15 protein-coding genes and 1 tRNA gene are annotated in these 18,524 nt (G+C 39.0%); 11 read left to right on the top strand and 5 right to left on the bottom strand.

Annotated features, from left to right (window positions below; genetic code table 11):
- Positions 1–196 precede the first annotated feature (196 nt).
- Positions 197–1,081, bottom strand: a complete 885-nt coding sequence (locus tag WKF69_RS11515; protein WP_340382045.1) for a DUF488 domain-containing protein — start codon at positions 1,079–1,081, stop codon at positions 197–199.
- A gap of 136 nt (positions 1,082–1,217) precedes the next feature.
- Positions 1,218–1,475: a GIY-YIG nuclease family protein gene (locus tag WKF69_RS11510; protein WP_340382043.1), complete on the bottom strand. Its 258-nt coding sequence runs from the start codon at positions 1,473–1,475 to the stop codon at positions 1,218–1,220.
- Between the two features lie 464 nt (positions 1,476–1,939).
- Between WKF69_RS11510 and WKF69_RS11505 the strand changes: the two genes are divergently transcribed.
- The 5 genes from WKF69_RS11505 (at position 1,940) to WKF69_RS11485 (ending at position 8,650) form a co-directional block, all read left to right on the top strand.
- Complete coding sequence (locus WKF69_RS11505; RefSeq protein ID WP_340382041.1) at positions 1,940–3,625, top strand: hypothetical protein; 1,686 nt, start codon at positions 1,940–1,942, stop codon at positions 3,623–3,625.
- 68 nt (positions 3,626–3,693) lie between these two features.
- Positions 3,694–5,442, top strand: a complete 1,749-nt coding sequence (locus tag WKF69_RS11500; RefSeq protein ID WP_340382040.1) for a hypothetical protein — start codon at positions 3,694–3,696, stop codon at positions 5,440–5,442.
- A gap of 77 nt (positions 5,443–5,519) precedes the next feature.
- On the top strand, positions 5,520–6,482 hold the full coding sequence (locus tag WKF69_RS11495) for a hypothetical protein (RefSeq protein WP_340382038.1): 963 nt from the start codon (positions 5,520–5,522) through the stop codon (positions 6,480–6,482).
- Positions 6,483–6,817: 335 nt separating this feature from the next.
- Positions 6,818–7,408: a LuxR C-terminal-related transcriptional regulator gene (locus WKF69_RS11490; RefSeq protein WP_340382036.1), complete on the top strand. Its 591-nt coding sequence runs from the start codon at positions 6,818–6,820 to the stop codon at positions 7,406–7,408.
- 465 nt (positions 7,409–7,873) lie between these two features.
- Positions 7,874–8,650, top strand: coding sequence for a LuxR C-terminal-related transcriptional regulator (locus tag WKF69_RS11485; protein ID WP_340382034.1), 777 nt, complete (start codon positions 7,874–7,876; stop codon positions 8,648–8,650).
- Between the two features lie 209 nt (positions 8,651–8,859).
- On the opposite strand, the gene WKF69_RS11480 is transcribed toward WKF69_RS11485, so the two are convergent.
- The 3 genes from WKF69_RS11480 to WKF69_RS11470 all read right to left on the bottom strand — a co-directional run bounded on the left by WKF69_RS11480 (position 8,860) and on the right by WKF69_RS11470 (position 13,349).
- On the bottom strand, positions 8,860–10,209 hold the full coding sequence (locus WKF69_RS11480; protein ID WP_340382032.1) for a hypothetical protein: 1,350 nt from the start codon (positions 10,207–10,209) through the stop codon (positions 8,860–8,862).
- A gap of 23 nt (positions 10,210–10,232) precedes the next feature.
- Positions 10,233–12,410, bottom strand: coding sequence for a hypothetical protein (locus WKF69_RS11475; RefSeq protein WP_340382031.1), 2,178 nt, complete (start codon positions 12,408–12,410; stop codon positions 10,233–10,235).
- An 865-nt stretch (positions 12,411–13,275) separates the two neighbouring features.
- Positions 13,276–13,349 (bottom strand) — tRNA-Met (locus WKF69_RS11470).
- Positions 13,350–13,516: 167 nt separating this feature from the next.
- Here WKF69_RS11470 and WKF69_RS11465 point away from each other — a divergent pair.
- The 6 genes from WKF69_RS11465 to WKF69_RS11440 form a co-directional block, all read left to right on the top strand.
- Positions 13,517–13,897 carry an START-like domain-containing protein gene (locus WKF69_RS11465; RefSeq protein ID WP_340382030.1) on the top strand — a complete coding sequence of 127 codons (381 nt, stop codon included), beginning with the start codon at positions 13,517–13,519 and terminating at the stop codon, positions 13,895–13,897.
- A gap of 96 nt (positions 13,898–13,993) precedes the next feature.
- Positions 13,994–15,430, top strand: coding sequence for an LptF/LptG family permease (locus WKF69_RS11460; protein ID WP_340382029.1), 1,437 nt, complete (start codon positions 13,994–13,996; stop codon positions 15,428–15,430).
- A gap of 230 nt (positions 15,431–15,660) precedes the next feature.
- On the top strand, positions 15,661–16,011 hold the full coding sequence (locus WKF69_RS11455) for a response regulator (RefSeq protein WP_340382047.1): 351 nt from the start codon (positions 15,661–15,663) through the stop codon (positions 16,009–16,011).
- A 10-nt stretch (positions 16,012–16,021) separates the two neighbouring features.
- Positions 16,022–16,387, top strand: a complete 366-nt coding sequence (locus WKF69_RS11450; protein ID WP_340382027.1) for a response regulator — start codon at positions 16,022–16,024, stop codon at positions 16,385–16,387.
- Positions 16,388–16,711: 324 nt separating this feature from the next.
- Positions 16,712–17,203: a VanZ family protein gene (locus WKF69_RS11445; protein ID WP_340382025.1), complete on the top strand. Its 492-nt coding sequence runs from the start codon at positions 16,712–16,714 to the stop codon at positions 17,201–17,203.
- A gap of 282 nt (positions 17,204–17,485) precedes the next feature.
- On the top strand, positions 17,486–18,524 hold a 1,039-nt coding region (locus WKF69_RS11440; RefSeq protein ID WP_340382023.1), incomplete at its 3' end, for a hypothetical protein.

The raw sequence follows: 18,524 nt of genomic DNA, 5'->3' as shown, positions 1-18,524 counted from the left end.
GTCGAGTCGTTGTGGTGTACTTGACGTTCTACACGGTACCGTTACCTTTCAAATCCAGCAGGAAACTCAATGGTACTGGGTAGATTCTGATCCAGCGTCCATTTTCTAACAGGCCCGCGGTGCAAACAAGTTCATCATGGCTTCTAGAGGGCATCGGGTATTTCGTTACCGCTATGAGAACTTCTTGCCTTGCCACTTAGATGTGCTCTAGTTCATACTTAAAATCAGGCAGGGCTACGATAACTTCTGCAAGGTGCTTCCTGTGACACTGGCAGATATTGGCTTCAAAACAAGTGAGTGCGATGCGCTTATAAGTTTTGAGAAGATTTAATATACTCTTTTGTGAGTCTACAGTTCTAGTGAGATTTCCCGCGCGATAATTGTCAAATAAAGCGTCGTAATCGCTTTGGCTGTTTAACTCCTGCCTTTGATCTGAGTCAATTCCTACTTCCGGGAAATGCACGTATTGAATACCCAGGCTTTCGCAATATCTCTTCAACAAACTCTTACTAAAACCGAACTTCATACTTAAAGGGTTCTTTCGCACATCTACCAATACCTGTACACTGTTCTTGATTAGCCGGTTCAAATAGCCTTCCAAACTAATCCCTTCGTATCCGATAGTATATAAGGTCGTTTTGTCCGATTTGCTTTTGTGCTTTTGAACTTCCTTAAGTTCTGATGAAGTTAAAATTGATGGGGCTCTAACGCTATTGATAGCCCAGTAAGGAAAATTCTTGTAAGTATGCTTCATTAGTGCGTCGCTGTCCATTTTCCCATACTGGGAAACCGTCGTGCGCAGCTTGAGTTGGTCTTCTGGCTTTAAAACGTGGAGGTATTTTGCCTTATCCTTTTTTATAACTGATGATGTTGACTCAGTTAAATAGGACTTCGTAACCATAGTTGTCAGATCGGCATTTGCCGAATAAGAGTAACAACCGAAGTTGTAAGGAATGAATTCGTATTCTGGTTTACTTTGTTTTTGACTGAATAAGAATAACAGTTTTTGCAAACGGATTTTTTCTAACTCACCGCCGAACTGCTCCAGGAGCGCAAGGATCACTTTTCTTCTATAAAACATTTACAAAGGTAGCTTTCGTAAGGGTAGAGCTTGTAGTACTAATATAATAAAAATGCTACACTAAAATAGTATAGGGTCAACTATCTTAGTATTAGGCTTTCAGAACTGGGAGGAGGGTTTATTGTTGTGCCCCACTTTAATCATGAATTCTACCTTTAATGATTCTCCAAATCTCATCCCTACCTTTTGCACCCTTTAAATTTTTTTCTCTTTTCATGGCTTCGGTTTTGGTTTGAAATTCTTCTGTGAATACAAGTTCCCATGGTCGGAATTTTATTGTCCAGTCTTTGGTTCCCATTTGATTATGAGACCGTAATCTGTTAGGCAGATCACAAGTGAAGCCTATGTAGATCTTCTTTTGATTGGGAGCAAAAAGAACATATACGGTGAACATATCGAAACTTTCTTGATTTTATCACAAAAATGATTGTAAAAACGGGAACCAGGGAGTAATTGACTGATGAGTTAATTAATAGCGGACCCATTCGGATGCTACGGGGAACCTTATTTAAGATATTGGGTGTAATATTCAAGCAATATTACTGGACAAAAAAGCCACCTATCAGCTTGCATACTGTAAATACACAGCAAAGATATTCTTGATAAAGCGGGCAACGCTTCTAGTATTGATTTAGCGGTGAAACACATTAAAAAAGGGTGGCTGTAGGTTTCTCTTGACCTGCACCTGACCTTAACTATTCTCAATAAAATACCTACTGCTAGGTATTTTATAACCCGTAAGGTCAATCTATATTTATTCCGGTATCGGACAGTGTAATAGGTCAGCTGTAATCCAGCTACATGACTTTGGAATTTTTAAGGCCTTTGCAACCGCTTACACTTTTTTACTAAAGGATCATGAAGAATAGTTGGCTAATATTTTTTGCGGGAATAATTCTATCGGGCATGACCGTATTTTCGCAGGTTAAGAAACCTTTACCACCAGGTTCTGGGGCTAAGAAACCGGCTGTAGTAACACTGAAGCCTAAAATCACTGCTCAGGCGGTAGCATTGAAGGCACGTACGCGACCTGTTGCTATCAACTTTTTTGAGATGAACGCAGATGTTCTCTCTGAACTACTCGCTGAGAAATTTAAACCAGAGGGCATCATACTCGATGATATCGAAGATAGAGTCGAGTTTGCTTACGATAAAAGCGGAAAGGCAACTACCACAGTTAACCATTCTACAAAAGTACTTAAGTTTAGTAAAAGCATTGTTGCTAATATTACGTCAGATGCAAAAGACATTGTCTACAAAATTTCATTTGAAATGGCATCAAATAATTTACAGCGGTACCAGCTGATAAAAGACCTTTGTGGTATAGAGAAGTGGGATAAAGTGTTTATTGGTGAAAGGGATACGATTTATTCCAATGAAAATTCATACGCATTTGCCAGTTTATTCTATATGGAGGATGATTTGGGCGAATCTAAGCCAGCTTATTCCGTTCAGGTTGAAAATGTATTACCTTATACATTCCAGCCGACTAACACCAATGAATTTACACTGGACAGCCTGTATCTGACAGACAATCCGAATGATGTTGGCTATGGGATAATTCAGTTATTCCAGAAGCTTGGCGTCCGGTTTCTTTACAAAGAAAGAAAGGCACCCCGGGGATTCACAGGGGAAGTTCTGGAAAGATATTCCACCGGATATGTATTTGAAAACGGGGTGTCAGCTGCTGTTGATACTAGCCCGGCCGATTTAACCACAGGCATATCGTTTCTGACGCCTAACCCTTTCTTGTTTTCCAAATTGAAGAAGGCTCTGAATTTAATTCAGTGGAAATCCAATGGGCGAAATGAAGAATTTAATATCGACTACCTTGTAAAAAATAACCTCATCTGTAATATGAGGTCGAACGAAAAGTCATTATACTTTTTAATTAACCCATTGCAGGAAGATATTAAAACAAGGTATCGACTGACAAAGCCTCAAACTCTCGAAGAACTGCTCGCGCTCTACAATAGCGGCACCCCTGAAGAAGTTACAGAACTGATAAGCGAACAATTTCTAAACCATATTAAAGCAGATTGGGAAGCTAAAACCGTGGAATATGACGCTCAGGGTGACCCACTTTACTTTTGTTTCAAAAGCCCTAATGACTCGCTGGTACAAGTGAAGTTCGTGTATGATCTTACAAAGAATTGGACAGCACCCGTCGTGATCTACACTTTCGATTATGCATATTTGGACGCACTGAAAGAGGATTATAAGAAATTAAATTTGGAATCCACTTATTCATTAGGCGATCTGAGAGATAAGCCAGGTAGTTGGAAGTTCGTGCTTTGGTCCAGGGAGAAAGAAGCGGCAAACCAGAAAGAAAGAGAGGAAACAGAAGCGGCAAATAAAAGAGCGCAGGAAGAACAGGAAGCTATCGCAGCAGCTAACAGGGAAAGGCAGCGCGAGGAAGCTGCTAGGCTGGCCGCAGAAAAACAGTTAAAGCAGGCCGAAAATGCACGAAAAACTGCTGAGGCAATTGATGAATTTAATAAAGGCTTGCTGAAATTGGGTGAAACAATGAAGAAGAAAAACTGATGCTTGCGCGTCGATGGTGACTTCTTGACCCAGAAAAAATTGAAGATAGTACAAAAAAATCGATTATTATGTATTCAACGCGCTTTCATAAATTCAAAATCGGCGTTCTTATCTTTTTTCTCTATGCCTGCTCTAACAACTTTGTGTCTGCGCAGCAGTTCGATATAACTGGGATTAACCGCGAGCAAAGTGAGTTGCTCGATTCACTCTCAAAAGAGGGCGAGCACGACGCTGTCTTAAAGATCCTCAAAACACGGCAGAACCGGCTTACGCCACATGAGCTAATGCTGGCGGGAGCTGCCTGGGAGGTCTTATCCTTGGGCAGCTCCGAAGATCCTATAATCGAAGCAATGACAGGTCCACAACGTATGGAAACTGCACGAAATTATTATAGGCAGGCAGTTGCTGCAGGTAACATGGAAGCACAAGTGCGTATGATCGGGACTTATCGGGCCGACTCAACAACGCACGCTTACGGAATGCAGCTTGCAGAAAAAGCTGTAGCTGAGAAAATCCCTGGCGCAGGCAATGTTCTGGCTTTTTATTTAATGGACTCGCCGAGTAAATATAATCTGGAAAGAGCGTTACAATATTTTATGCTTGAAAAGAATTATGCCATGCTTATGCAAATTAAAGCTGGATACGTGATTTCCGACAGCACTTATATAAATATAGCAGAAGCCATCGAGTACGGGGAAAAATTTCGGGCTTCGCTGCCTCCTTTGACTAAGAAGCCAGGAAGGGTCGCAGGCAACGTAATCGCTTCGGATATGTTATATATTAGCCACCTATACGGACGTAAAGGCCCGCAGCAAAATTTAAAAAAGGCTTTTGAATTTAAGATGGAAGCTTACAAATATTGCCCGCCATTTTATGCTGCAGATCTCGCGGATTGCTATTTTCAAGGAATCGGTACATCTAAGAATGTTAAAAAAGGAATAGCAATCCTAGAAGAGCAGCAGGATTATGAAGAGCTAGCCGAATTGTATTATAAGGGAGACAAACTGTCCAAAGACTACAAAAAAGTAATGGAGTACCTACTTATCCCGTTCCAAATTGGTGATGGCCCGGGTGTAAGAACAGATACACCAGTTCAAAGCTTCTTTACAACATTGACTGGTGAAGAAAAATGGGATGATATAATTGCTCTGCTGAAGCCTTACTCAAAAAGTTTGGACGGGTTTCTTTGGTACACTCTGGCGACCGCATATACATATAAAGTATCGCAGGCAGAAGCAACCGCCGCTTACCTTGAATCGGCTAATCTAAACTATTTCATATCGCAGATTAAAATGGCAAATAATTATCTCCATGGGTATGAAGGTGTCACTAAAGATGAGGCCGAAGCATTAAAATGGTTCACAAAAGCCGCTACGAATATTTCTGTTTCCAAAGAGGAACTTGCTGATATTCAGTTTAGCTTGGCCTTGAAATTTGGCGCAGTGGAGGAAAAATATAGCTGGTCGAACGATAAAGATATGTTTGCCTTGTTCAGTGAAGCTTATAAAAATGGACACCGTTCCGGCCCGCTTTGGATGGGATGGTGTTATGCTATGGGTAAAGGGGTTGAGAAAAACAACGCCAAGTCAATTGACTATTGGAAGGAAGGTGTGGAACGATTTGAGGATGTTCACTCGATGGATTTACTCGGGGATACCTATGAGAATGGTACAGGCGTACCCAGAGATTATAAAAAAGCCATGGAATTTTATAAGATTTCTTGTGCAAAGTCGGAAAATAGCCAGTCCGATCACTGTAAAAGGATCCCAGCGCTTGAAGCAAAAATTGCGAAAGAAAAAAATATAATCCGGTTCTAGAGCTTTGATCTCAAGGCCTGGTCAGTAGCTGAACGAGAATCCTATCGTTATATGTGACATTTAAAACAATAATGGAAATGACCCTATACAAACTGATAACACCATGGAAATTTGGCGGATGTTTAACTTTGATGATGGTGTGCACGTTCTTGTTACCTAATTATGCACAGGTAAAAGGGGAAAACAAAAGAGAGATTGGAGGGTTGGCGACTGGAGGCTATAAGCCATATAGACAGCCTCCAGTGCCTGCTATAAACTCCGAAGCTAGAAGTTCCCAAAATTCTTGTTTTAAAAACTTTGCATTTACCGTAAAGAACTACGGATATAACAAAGATGGCAAATTTTATTCCTGGGGCGTGGCTGTGAAGAATGGATATTCGAAGGCTGTCCAGCTAAAATACAAATTGCTTGTTGGCGGAGAGGATCCGAAGAATGTGCCTGGAACCTTAACGTATTACATTAAACCCGGCGAGACATATACAAACGATTTTGGCCTCTTTAAGGCCATTATTGTTAAAAGCAATTCAGATGATTATAAAATTGAAGTGTCAAGTGTGTGTTTTGAAGGACAGGATTGCTCTAAGAACGGTTATGTTCAATGCGGAGACGATCTCAAAAGCAAATCCTTTCCTGTTTCAAAGATTTCACTAAACGGTGAGTCTGAGGTTCCAGGCACAAAAAGTATCGCTCTGCAGGATCTCAAAGAATTTTTGCCCCTTACGGAAGGTACCACGGACAAATCATTACTTTCTAAGGTTAGGAAGATTTTTGAAGCGATAGGATATAAATATTTGCAGATGATTAGTACTGATCGTGACATCACCTTCAGTTTCGACAAGGCAGAGGTCACTATATTTGAGGACGGGATGGATCGGGGTTTTAGCATCGATTTTGCCAACAAAATTGAACTTTTAAAATTTCGTCAGAACAATCGTGATCACTTAAACGGAGTTAAAGAGGCAGATGTTCCTTCGCTAAATAGACTTGTTTATTTTTATGAAACGAACCAGGGGCGCAGGAAACTCAGGAACGAACAGTGATGCAGTCTATGATATGTTGTCCGATCTGATCGCTAGCAATAAGATCTTATCAGTTTTAATCCTATCTTCATTCAACTAAACCATTAACAATGATGTTGAACTTTAGATAAGAAAGGATCTCCGATCTGATAAAATACTGATGAGTAACATTGAAAGATTATCTAAAGACTTTTACGATACAGCAAAAGAAATCTGGCAAACTGTTGTCCATAAAGATGCCCGTATCTTTTGAATTAGAACTGCGGCTAGAATTTCATAAACGGCTGCTTAATATTTTTCAGGTAGGTAGTTATTATTATTTCGTTTTTAATATACGTAAACTTGAATTTGAGTTTATGAGCGAGGGGGTAACAAAAATATTAGGATATTCTCCCGATGAAGTTACACTTTCTTTTTTTCTGGATATTATACACCCCGACGATAAACCTTATTTTTTAAATTTCGAATCTAAAATAGCAGCTTTCTTTACAAGTTTGCCTTATGATAAAATTAAAAAATACAAAACACAATACGATATTAGAATAAGAACCAAGAACAATAAATATATATGCATACTTCAGCAAGCGGTGCAAATTGAATATGACGAAGCAAATTTTTACCGCACATTTGATTTACAAACTGATATTTCACATATCAAGATGGAAAGTACCCCGTGTTTATCGATCATAGGACTTGATGGTGAGCCTTCTTATTACAATGTACAGAATGATACTGAAACCTCCACCAAATCCTACGATCTCTTCACGAGACGAGAAAGAGATATATCGAAACGAATTGTAGAAGGGAGAAACAGCAAGGAAATAGCGGACGAATTATACATAAGCCTTCATACAGTTAATACACATAGGAAAAATATTCTTATTAAAGCAGATTGCAAATCTCCGGTTGAACTGGTTATCAAATCTATCCGTGAGGGCTGGGTATAAAGCTTTCATAAAATACGTGTGTGTAGGTATTTTATTGGAACTGTGAAGGCTGTTATCAAGAACAAAAAAAACGGACAAATCACAAACTATGATTTGCCTTTTAGCGTAGCCCACACTGGACAAATTTCGAACTATTTTGTTGAGCATTTGCGGATATTAGCGTTAGCGGTTTGATATGTCACCTTAGCTGCCAATAGCTTTTCTTTACTGATAAAGTGTGTTTATCAATATCTTTCACGCGGTACTGCAAACTCACGCAAGCTTAGAGTATTTGCTAGTATGGGATCCCCATTGAGGCCTGAGAATTAATGAATTAATTCTTGCTTCTACTCGTAATTTGATATCTTCAATAATTCATTTTCGAAATTCGCTGCTGCGATGCTGAATCCGGCTCCGCACTGTGTAGATTCATTTTTAAATGTAATATGAATTTATAAAACCTGAAGCCAACAACCTTTGAAAAAAATGGGAAGAGCTAAAAATATTTACCTGGAGGCCAAAAAAATATGGGGAACTGCCATTCATGCTGGTCCTCCGGGTTCGAAAGTGCTTGAGTTGCAGCTTGAAATTCACAAGCGGCTTCTGCATATCTTTCAAGCAGGCCGTTATTACTACATGGTATTTAACGTTTACCAGATGGAACTGGAGTTTATTAGCCCTGATATCGAAAGTGTTCTGGGGTTTAAGCCTGAGGAGATCAGTGCAATGTTTTTTCTGGACAGAATTCACCCTGACGATAAACGCTATTTCCTAAATTCAGAAAACAAGCTCACCGAATTTTTAAAGCAACTGCCTTTACAAAAAAGGGGGAGCTATAAGATTCAGCATGACTACCGGATAAAAGCTAAGGACAATACATATGTGCGGCTACTGCACCAGATCCTACCGATTGAGTATGACGAAAACAACTATTACCGGAGCCTGGTTTTGCATACCGACATTACTCATATCAAATGCGAAGGTACCCCGTGTTTTTCGATTATCGGCCTGGATGGCGAGCCTTCTTATTATAATATACCGGAGAATACGGAATGCTTCACCAAATCGTATGACTTGTTCACGCGAAGGGAAAGAGATGTACTGAAGCAGATTGTTGAAGGCAGGAACAGCAAGGAAATAGCCGACGAATTGTGTATAAGCCTTCATACAGTAAATACACATAGAAAAAATATTCTTATTAAAGCAAATTGCAAGTCGCCAGTTGAACTGGTTATAAAATCTATTCATGAGGGCTGGGTGTAAAATAACTATGACTTAAGTTTTTTATTGCATTTAACTATAATTAATTTTTTCCTTTCCCATTGTAAATGCCTGAAAAACCGAAGTTTCGCACTTGTTTTCGTTCCTAGAAGTTTAGAAACAACATCATTTAAAATTTTTTGAATAAAGAAAAAATTAAAGATCGAAGTCAAGGCAAACCGCTAAAAGCCGGCAGGTAGAGGAAATAAGTTTCAATTATTTCTTTTGAAAACTGCTTTTGCTGAGCCACCCTCCCACAGGATTTCTTTTACCCCATTTTTCCAAATAACGGCATTTAATCCATCCGTTCCTACTACATATATATCGGTACCATAACCGGTAATTGCATAGGCCATACCAAAATACGCACCATCTGATAAGTATTGGGGTATCCCATTTTTCCACAGACATGCGACTGATTTTAAACCTTTAGTTACTGTTCCTGCCACATATACATCTGTACCCAGCACAAAAACAGAAGATGCACTACCAATATCCTTGCCTTCATTTAAAAGGGGCTGTCGCACTCCATTTTTCCAAAATATCGGTTTGTAATTAGCAGTTTTAGATCGATCTGTTTGGCTTCCCGCTATATAAATATCATTTTTTAAAACAAATCCAGCATTAGCAGAATATTTATAATAATAATTTTCTACTTCCAAAGTTTTAGTACCTAAAATACTATTACTACCTAAAACATGAAAAATCGGTACAGTGTTATCTGGTATGCTACCTTTTGTATTACCTACGATTACACCTAAATTCGTTGTTTCGTCAATGAAAATAGATGAAAAATAACTCCATGTAGTGTTTAATAACAGATTGCGTTCTCCATTAATCCATAAAGTTGCTGATACATCATTGTTTGAATTAACAGAAGCTCCTACTGCATAAATACTTGTACCAGATAAGAATATAGAAGAAGGGCTTGATTTCATAGACCCTATAGCTAGTGGATAAATCATATCATTTTTGTACAGTTTAGCGTCATTTCCGTCTTCTATTACATAAATATCAGAACCTGATGCTGCGACGGATTTTCCGGAACCTCTAATTCCAAACTTTCGTTTGAAACCATTTTCGTACATTATAGTACCACCTGTGCCAACAATATACAATGTAGGACCTATCCCGGTTGTAAAGGTTATTTCATTACCATAACCTATACCTGCATTATTTTTAGCATATGACCTAACATAGTATTTAGTATTAGACTTAAGGTCTTTAATACTGCTAGTAAAATTATTAGAAGTGGAATTTTCATTTGTTCTACTATTTAAGTCAATAGTAGGTTTTGGTGTTGTACTCCAAACAATCCCTTTTTCTATAATTGCACTACCAGCAACATTCGTCACATTTGCGCTTATTGTTGCAAAAGTTATGGCTACCTCAGTAGGTGATGAGGTAATTAAAGTAGGTACTTTGCTTATTGAATTATTACCGGTTCCACTGTTGGATTGATCTGGGGCGGTTTTAATTCCCTCTATTAATGATTCTTTATTGCAGCTTATAGTAAAACAGGCAAGCAATGTTAAAAATACGATTGGTGTTAATTTATACATGATGATATATTTTAAGTATGTTTTTAAAATGCACCTTGCCGAATTAATTTGATACTCCAAAAATCTTGGTTTTCTGGAATGAAATTTTTCGGATATAACATCTTACCCCCTATAGCATAATTTTTACTATAACTAAAGTCTATTATGATAAAACTATCTATGTTAGTTTGTAGGTTAAACAACATAACAGGTTTACTATTAGGTTCTGAAAAACTCATTTTCTCGAAGAACATTCCAGGTTTAATGTAAGATTCTTTAAGGGCTGTTTTGTTAATAAAGTGCATCATTAACCCACCTCCATATTTTATAACACTGTATTTATATTCACCCTTTTCTACTTGATCTGTTGCTGATGATCCAGCGGCGGCGGCATCTAAATCATAGCTTAAATTGCCCAATCTATCCAAGTAGCCACCTTCTGCAAATAATTTTATCTTACTGGTTGCCTTTCTGCCTAAAAATAATGTGCTAGTAACGCCAGTGTTTACATGTACCCCACTAGTGCCCGTATTAAATGCGTTAATACCATACGCGAATGATGGATTGAAATGAATTGAAATGCCTCGTGTATTTAAAAAGCCAAATTTAAAACCTAATGAAATTGTGGGGTGTAATGACGTAGATGTTTCTGATTTGGTTAAAATATCTGTATTTAAAATCAAAGGAAAATTATCAACTCCGAGGGCTGCTTGAAATCTAAAATATGCAGGTTTATATGCGTATCTATCTGTTAACATAGCCATTAAGCCAGCCGTTGACGTGGCTGCCGCACCGTAGGCTGCGTCTTCTTTTTTGTCTTGATCTTTTGCATTCGCAACTCTTTCCGCCCGTTGCAATGTTTTATGGGCTTCAAAAGCTTCATCATATTTGCGTTGCGCTTGCGCTTGATTATTCGCATCCGTTGTGCTGCTTTTGGCTGTTTGATAATGACCCATAGCTTCTGTATAATCTTTATTGCCAAAAGCCGCATCACCTTTTTTTATATTGCTATCAAAGGCTTCTTTCTCTGCTTCTTTTTGTTTTTCTATGGCTGCTTGTTCTTTAGTAGCATTCGATTTTGTTTCTTCCAAATAATTTTCTAAGAAACTGATGTTTTCTTTTCTTTTTTGAATTACATAATCTTGATTGCTATTTAAGTTGCCTTCCCACACATACACTTTTGCATTGGGTTCTAGGGTTTTAATTTCTTTAACTAGCTGTCTTTCCCGCGGAACTAAATCATCGTAATTTGGTTGTGATATGGTTGTTTTGCCTAATGATGCTACGAGTTTTCTCGCATTCTCCTTTTCGTCTTTTAAAACGTTAGAATATGAACTGGCGGAACCTGACGGGTTGTGTTGGGCACGCTCTAAACGTTGTATGATGCCCTTTTTAATTATATTATTGTCGTCTACTTGGTATAAATAGCTGTTAATTTCATCTACTAACACCTTGTCTGATTCTCCTCCATCTACCTTATCATTTCCATTGCATTCTAAACTTTTGCCATTGCTAAACTTTGCATTAGAAATTCTAATCCCTTTAATTATTAATCCCTTCATCTTATGAACAAACTCAATTGTTTGATTAGGTTGCACTGTCCGGGGATCTCCAAATTCTTTTTCACCATTGCCATTCAGTAAATCAAATACAAATTGTACAGGTTCACTATATGATGATTTAACCCGATAGTACATGTGTACCTGATAATTTAAGTTATTTAATTCAACCTTTTTAACTTGATATTGAAGCTTTGGATAGCAAGTAGTAGTTCTCCATTCAGACCAGTCTCCGGTAACTTCCCTATTGTTAGGCGTAATATAAAAACTGAAAGTTGGCCTTACGCCATTTGTATAAACAATATGTTTTTTAGAAAAACTGTAGCCTGGATTCATTGCGGTAGAGTAGCCGTAATTTTGGCCTGGAAACGGGATATCAATATCCTCAGCTTTTAAACAAGAGCCAGCAGCAGGAAACTGGCTTGCGCCTGATTTAATAATTATTCGGCTTCCTGAGATGTCTTTTTTAACATTGCTGCTGTTTGATATATAAATGGTGACCTCAAATTTTTGACAAGGTCCATCCGAGCCTAAGGAAACAGTACAATAACTTATTTTTAATCCGTCGTTGTCATAAAGGTCATCACTATCAATACAATTGTACTGAGCATTTGCATTTTCGATATAGAATAATATTATAAGGAACAAAAATATTTTTTTCATAATTCTAACAATGGATTGCAAGTCTATTAATCATAAAAATTACCCAAAAATCAAAATCTTCTCATCTACTCTTGCTTAATCTCAGATTTATTTTATTTAGTATTTATATCCTTTACTAATATAACGGACGGAGAAACAGAAAATTGAATTAATACCAAGGGTTTGATCCTTTGTGATTTAAATAAAGGTTCTTCCTGTTCCTCATATATTTTTTTAAGTCATTTAAAATCATATTTTTTTTCATTGAAAAAAGCTAGGCTTAGCTTTTGTTCTGCTGATAGGACAAAGTTAAACCTTTGGGAGGCGCAAGAAAATCGCTAAGACTAGGTATTTTAAAATAGCTACATCCGGATGTTCTGGAAGGATTTGCATATAATTTTATTAAATCGATATTCATCGCTTTTGGTGGTTGGTGTTGTACTTTATGTTGAATGACGGTGTAACAACTCCTAAAAATCGGACTGTTTGAAAGGCTAAAAGCCTTTAACTTTAAAACAGTCGCTATTAAAAAAGAATACGAATACCGAAATCCAGATCGTTAGTTTGATGAATGAGAATGAGCAGGGAAAAGCATAATGATATTTGCCACTATCAGAGGGTTCATAAAGCCACATTTTATAATTGAAATAAGAAGTATTCAGGGATGGAAAGCCGATCCCGATAGCTATCGCGACTATCGGGAGCCGACGTAATTCTATTTGCATTTTGACTCAATTGCTGACTCACGACACTGCTAAACCAAAAAAGGCGCTAAAAAGGCCTTCTTAACTAGCGGGGAGCAGGATCGATCACAATAGCTATCGAAAGCCGACCTGAGTGTAATTTATTTAAACAAAAAAAGCCCACATTTCTGTGAGCTTCTACGTAGCGGGGAGCAGGATCGAACTGCCGACCTCAGGGTTATGAATCCTGCGCTCTAACCATCTGAGCTACCCCGCCAAATTTATTTTTAAACAATCCTCTTTCTAGTAAGTGTTTGTCGTTTACAACAATTATATTGTCACCGGACACCCTCTTAAAAGAGAGTTGCAAATATAGAGGAAATTACTTTTCTTTAGAAACTAATCGCAAAAAAAACGCCTCACGAGATCAAATAAATTATAGGAATGTCAGAAAAGAAGAAGTTTAATATTGAGTATGAAGTAAAATCATCTCCTAAAATATTGTTTGGTTTTCTTAATGAACCTAATGGTTTGGCTCAGTGGTTTGCCGATGATGTGAATTATCGCGACCAGGTATACACCTTTACCTGGGATGGCGAACAGCAAAAAGCAAAACTGCTTTCTATCAAAGAAAACAAGCACGTTAAATTCAAATGGCTTGATGATGAACCGCATTGCTACTTTGAGATGGAAATTGTGCAGGATGAACTGACTAACGACGTAGCCCTTTCAATAACCGATTTCGCGACCGACGATACCCTTCAGGACCGGAAACTAATCTGGGATAATCAAATTCAATATCTGGTAAGCGTATTAGGAGCCTAGGGATTAAATTTTCCGTATTTTTGCAATTGAATTATTGTGGCCTGCCGTACGCAGGGTCATAGTCGATTCATATGCTTAACGTACAATGAGGGCCTCATGAAAAAAGTATATCTATTAGTGTTAAAAGCCTTTATTCAGCCTTTTATCGTTACTTTTTTCATCGTGATGTTCATTTTGCTGATGCTATTTTTATTTAAATACATCGACGACCTGATCGGGAAAGGTTTTGAATGGTACGTGATTCTGGAGCTGCTCCTCTATGCTTCTACTACCCAAATAGCCATGGCACTCCCCCTCGCAATTCTTCTTTCTTCTATTATGACTTTCGGCAGCCTCGGTGAGAACTATGAGCTCGTTGCTATTAAGTCGGCGGGAATTCCCCTGCAGCGCGCTATGATGCCCTTAATCATAACCGTAGGGTTGCTGAGCATAGGCGCGTTCCTGTTTTCTGATTACATACTGCCAAAAGCCAATCTGAAAATGGGCTCCCTGCTATATGATGTCCGGAATCAAAAGGCTGCATTCCTCATCAAGGATGGCATAATCAACAACAGTATCCCCGGCTACGCTATCCGCGTGAGGAAAAAAGATGCTGATCAGACCCTGCACGATGTAAGGATCTGGGACCGGAACACAAGCAACGGAAACTTGAACTCATTGTTGGCGAAAGAAGGTCGTATGTACACTACTGACGATAACCAGATGCTGGTATTGAAGCTTAAAGACGGCTACCGATATGAAGAAACACCCGGAACGAGCGGTACTTATAACCCCAGGCAGCGTTTTATGCGGACTCAATTTAAGGAGACCGAGCAGAAATTCGACCTCTCCAGCTTCGGTTTAAAGCGGACAGACGAAGATCTTTTCAAATCGAATTACCAGATGATGAGCCTTAATCAGCTGAAGATGTATCGCGATTCATTTGAGTTAAAAGGCGACAGCAATATCCGGTCGACCTATAAAGACGTGGACCTGCTGGCACGGACATACAGAACAGATTCCTTAAGCCCAAAGGCGGCCGTAAAATTGAAAGGAAAATATAAGGATGTGCTGGAGTTAGTTCCCAAAGACAAGCATTTATCAGCAATAACGGCCGGCAAGGACCAGATACGGACAGTTAGAGATGTATTGGGACGCAAACAACTCTTTACCGCCGACAATAAGGGACGGATCAGGGGATTCCTGATTGAGCTTAACCGCAAGTTTACCCTCGCGGCATCCTGTATGGTATTATTCTTTATTGGAGCACCTCTCGGGGCCATTATCCGTAAGGGCGGCCTGGGACTTCCTGTGGTTATGTCGGTGCTATTCTTCCTCCTCTACCACATTATATCCACAATCGGCGAAAAATATGCAAAGGACGGTTCCTTATCTCCCTTTATAGGCATGTGGATCGCTATTTTTGTCTTAGCGCCGCTGGGTGCGTTTCTGACTTATAAAGCTACCGCTGATTCGGTACTGTTTGATGCGGATTATTACAAAAGGTGGTTTAAAAGATTATTTACAAAAAAGGAAAGTCAGGCTTCAGCTTAAGTTCCCCACCCGCTCAAGTGCGTCATCTTATCCATACTGACTTCCCATTTGTCAATTCCGTGCGCTTCACACATTTCCCTTTGCGCCATTTACGCTAAATAAACAGGTACTTACCCCCCTATTAACGGCACACAACTTGCTATTTAAGTATCCTACCTATTATAAACTAAAAGAGGAGCTTGCCATAGGGCTGGCTCCTTTTTGAATATTATAAAACCATTTGTTTAGTGATGAAAAGAGTTTTGGTCGTAGACGATAATCATGAGATCCTCAATGTAATTGAAATAATCCTTCAGGGCGAAGGCTATGACGTTTTATGCGTTGACACAGGTGAAGATCTAAAGCAAAAGGTATTATTAGCCCAGCCAAATCTGATCCTTCTGGATATTATGCTGGGTGCATATAACGGTCTGGAGCTTTGTCGCGAGCTTAAGAACGATCCTCAGACCTTACAGGTACCAATCGTAATGATCTCTGCCTCGCATAATATTGATAAAACAAGCTGTGAAGCTGAGGGTTTCATAGCAAAGCCGTTCGAGATAGACTATCTGATCAATAAAGTCGCGGTCCACGTAAACTAAAAATAAACCAATGGGAAGAATTTTAGTAGTTGATGATAACGAAGAAATTCTCGAGGTGATAGAACTCATCCTTCAGAGTGAAGGCTACGAAGTCCAGTGTTGCCAGACCGGTAATGATCTGCTTTCAACTGTCCATACATTTAATCCCGACGTAGTCCTTTTAGATATCATACTGGGAGGATACGATGGACGGGTATTATGCAATGAATTGAAAGCTAATTCAAAAACTGCCCATATTCCTGTGATCCTGATGTCAGCCGCACATAATTTGAAAATTGCTATTTGCCCTGCAGACGGGTATATCCCCAAACCCTTCGAAATAGAATACCTGGTAGAAACAGTCGCCGCTTTGGTAAAGAAACCTGCTTCGCTTTAAGGACATGGCTGTTTGGTAATAAATATTACCTTTCTGGTGGATTTATTATAGGGAGGTTCTGGCATTCGCCAGAATGACAACCTGTTTTCCCTTTTTTACATATATTTATTTCGCAACAAACAAGTGCCGGAAATATGACCGCATTAGAAATACTTTCCTTCTTAGGACCTGTCGCTCTGATAGTTTTTGGTTTACGGTTCAGAAACTCCAAAAACGAGCATTGGGCTGCCAGTAAGAAATGGTGGCCATTTTATCTTTCTGTTGGGATACTAATCCTGATATTGAAAATAGCCGCTTTTCTCATTTGATATAAATCACGCTTGTATGGAAAAAACGCTCTCCAAAGCATTGCTGACTGTCTACATCATTATGTTGATCTGGCTCGTGTTATTCAAACTTCAATTCGATATTTCCCACATCGTCAACCGTCATCACAGAAGCGTTAACCTCACTCCCTTTTTATATGCCGTAAAACGGGAAATACTATTAAACTGGCTGTTCTTCATTCCATTCGGGGTGCTGCTGAATGTCGTTTACAAAAGGACCGGCTTTATAGCGAAGTTCCTTATTATTCTAGCCTTTAGCCTGACGGCTGAAGTGATCCAATATATATTTGCTATTGGTGTAACCGACATCACCGACTTAATATCAAACAGCCTTGGCGGACTTGCCGGGCTTATCCTATACATGCTCTTCAACACCTTTATTGAGGACCGGAAATTAGACAGGTTCGTTGTTACTGTCGGGATCATCCTGTTCTTGATCTTCATTTTTATACATGGAAGTCATTATTTCAGGAGAACGCTTTTTAGGTAAATGAGCAATCAAGGCGAAGGCATCGGAATGCGGAATATTATCCTAAAATAAAAACAAGAGAAATCTCAATTTTGAGACGAATTATACCCCTAATTGAGATATTCGTTTTACCTGTGAAAGATACTTTTAGTTTACAAAAAACCATTCGGTAACTTGCTGTTCCGAACATGAAAAAAGACGGACAGAACCCTGGCTGGTAGCGAAACGTTGTATGAACATGCAGCAATAGTTCAAGTGGTTATCATGAGTGAAAAAATTATTAATTAACTAACAAGTAGAATTATGAAAATTATCTCAAAATCAATCGTTTTAATAAGCGTTTTAATCGGTATGTCCTGTTCAAAAACAGTGAATGATGAGCCCAGCTTAGAAGTTACCGGATCGAATAAGTTTAATGCCTCTATATCTTCGGCCAGCCTGGCGATTAAGGGTTTAAAATGGAAAAATGAAATGAATGCCCAGGACGATGCCAGTTCCGCAAGATATGAAACTGAAGGGCTGAGCTATGCAAAGGCGGCACGCAAGCTGGATTCGCTGGGAGTGCCTGCTGTCGTTCTAAAAGTTGCAGAGCTAAGCATCATGCCTCCCGGAACAACTACCGCTGATATTCATAACGAAGTTATAAATATGGTAATAGCATTGAAAAATAATGCGCCTGCCATAAAAGTGTATTTATGGCAAAGACAGTGGTTGCAGAAAAGTGGAGCAGGCAATACCGGAGCCGAAGATTTTGCAGAAGAGATGAGAGTCATCCTTAGCAAAAATGCAGAAGCCAAAAGCCATATAAGCGGCATAGCCCTTATTGAAAACAACCTGGAAACCAGTGGTCAGGTACTTGCAAAATCATTACTGATAGCGCAAAAAATAAATGCAAAAACGAATGGCTGGCTTAAAACAAAAACCTTTCTGTTCCCCGGAGCTGCTATGGGTAGCTGGTTCAAGGGTATTAATACTGCAACAGGCAGTTCAACCTTTTTCGCCCAAATGGCGCCGGAAGTAGATCATTTTTCATTTATATACAAGCACATGATCAGTCAAGATGAAGCTGTGTGTACTTTATATAGCCCGGAATATTCAAACTGGACGACTATGGTAGGGCCATTGTCAACTAAGACAGTTGCTGAACAGGAAACGTATTTGAATGAAACCATGGGCGTTAATGATCTTTATACGTTTCTGAACACCTACAAAGTACAATATCCGAATCTGTGTAATGTCACATTCTGGGGCGATAGCGGAGATGGGATGATTAGAATGGGTCGGAACTCCATCCTGGCGGTTAACAATATGCTGGTTCAAAATCCGGCAAGGCAGTGGAAAA

Origin of the sequence: Daejeonella sp., from assembly GCF_037719425.1 — a bacterium.
Taxonomy (GTDB): domain Bacteria; phylum Bacteroidota; class Bacteroidia; order Sphingobacteriales; family Sphingobacteriaceae; genus Daejeonella.
Note: the sequence above shows the minus strand (reverse complement) of the source record. Positions and strands in the feature narration are given on the sequence as shown.

Excerpts from the sequence above, each read along its gene's own strand:
- WKF69_RS11515 (WP_340382045.1), bottom strand. The coding sequence starts at position 1,081 with ATGTTTTATAGAAGAAAAGTGATCCTTGCGCTCCTGGAGCAGTTCGGC.
- WKF69_RS11510 (WP_340382043.1), bottom strand. The coding sequence starts at position 1,475 with ATGTTCACCGTATATGTTCTTTTTGCTCCCAATCAAAAGAAGATCTAC.
- WKF69_RS11505 (WP_340382041.1), top strand. The coding sequence starts at position 1,940 with ATGAAGAATAGTTGGCTAATATTTTTTGCGGGAATAATTCTATCGGGC.
- WKF69_RS11500 (WP_340382040.1), top strand. The coding sequence starts at position 3,694 with ATGTATTCAACGCGCTTTCATAAATTCAAAATCGGCGTTCTTATCTTT.
- WKF69_RS11495 (WP_340382038.1), top strand. The coding sequence starts at position 5,520 with ATGACCCTATACAAACTGATAACACCATGGAAATTTGGCGGATGTTTA.
- WKF69_RS11490 (WP_340382036.1), top strand. The coding sequence starts at position 6,818 with ATGAGCGAGGGGGTAACAAAAATATTAGGATATTCTCCCGATGAAGTT.
- WKF69_RS11485 (WP_340382034.1), top strand. The coding sequence starts at position 7,874 with ATGGGAAGAGCTAAAAATATTTACCTGGAGGCCAAAAAAATATGGGGA.
- WKF69_RS11480 (WP_340382032.1), bottom strand. The coding sequence starts at position 10,209 with ATGTATAAATTAACACCAATCGTATTTTTAACATTGCTTGCCTGTTTT.
- WKF69_RS11475 (WP_340382031.1), bottom strand. The coding sequence starts at position 12,410 with ATGAAAAAAATATTTTTGTTCCTTATAATATTATTCTATATCGAAAAT.
- WKF69_RS11465 (WP_340382030.1), top strand. The coding sequence starts at position 13,517 with ATGTCAGAAAAGAAGAAGTTTAATATTGAGTATGAAGTAAAATCATCT.
- WKF69_RS11460 (WP_340382029.1), top strand. The coding sequence starts at position 13,994 with ATGAAAAAAGTATATCTATTAGTGTTAAAAGCCTTTATTCAGCCTTTT.
- WKF69_RS11455 (WP_340382047.1), top strand. The coding sequence starts at position 15,661 with ATGAAAAGAGTTTTGGTCGTAGACGATAATCATGAGATCCTCAATGTA.
- WKF69_RS11450 (WP_340382027.1), top strand. The coding sequence starts at position 16,022 with ATGGGAAGAATTTTAGTAGTTGATGATAACGAAGAAATTCTCGAGGTG.
- WKF69_RS11445 (WP_340382025.1), top strand. The coding sequence starts at position 16,712 with ATGGAAAAAACGCTCTCCAAAGCATTGCTGACTGTCTACATCATTATG.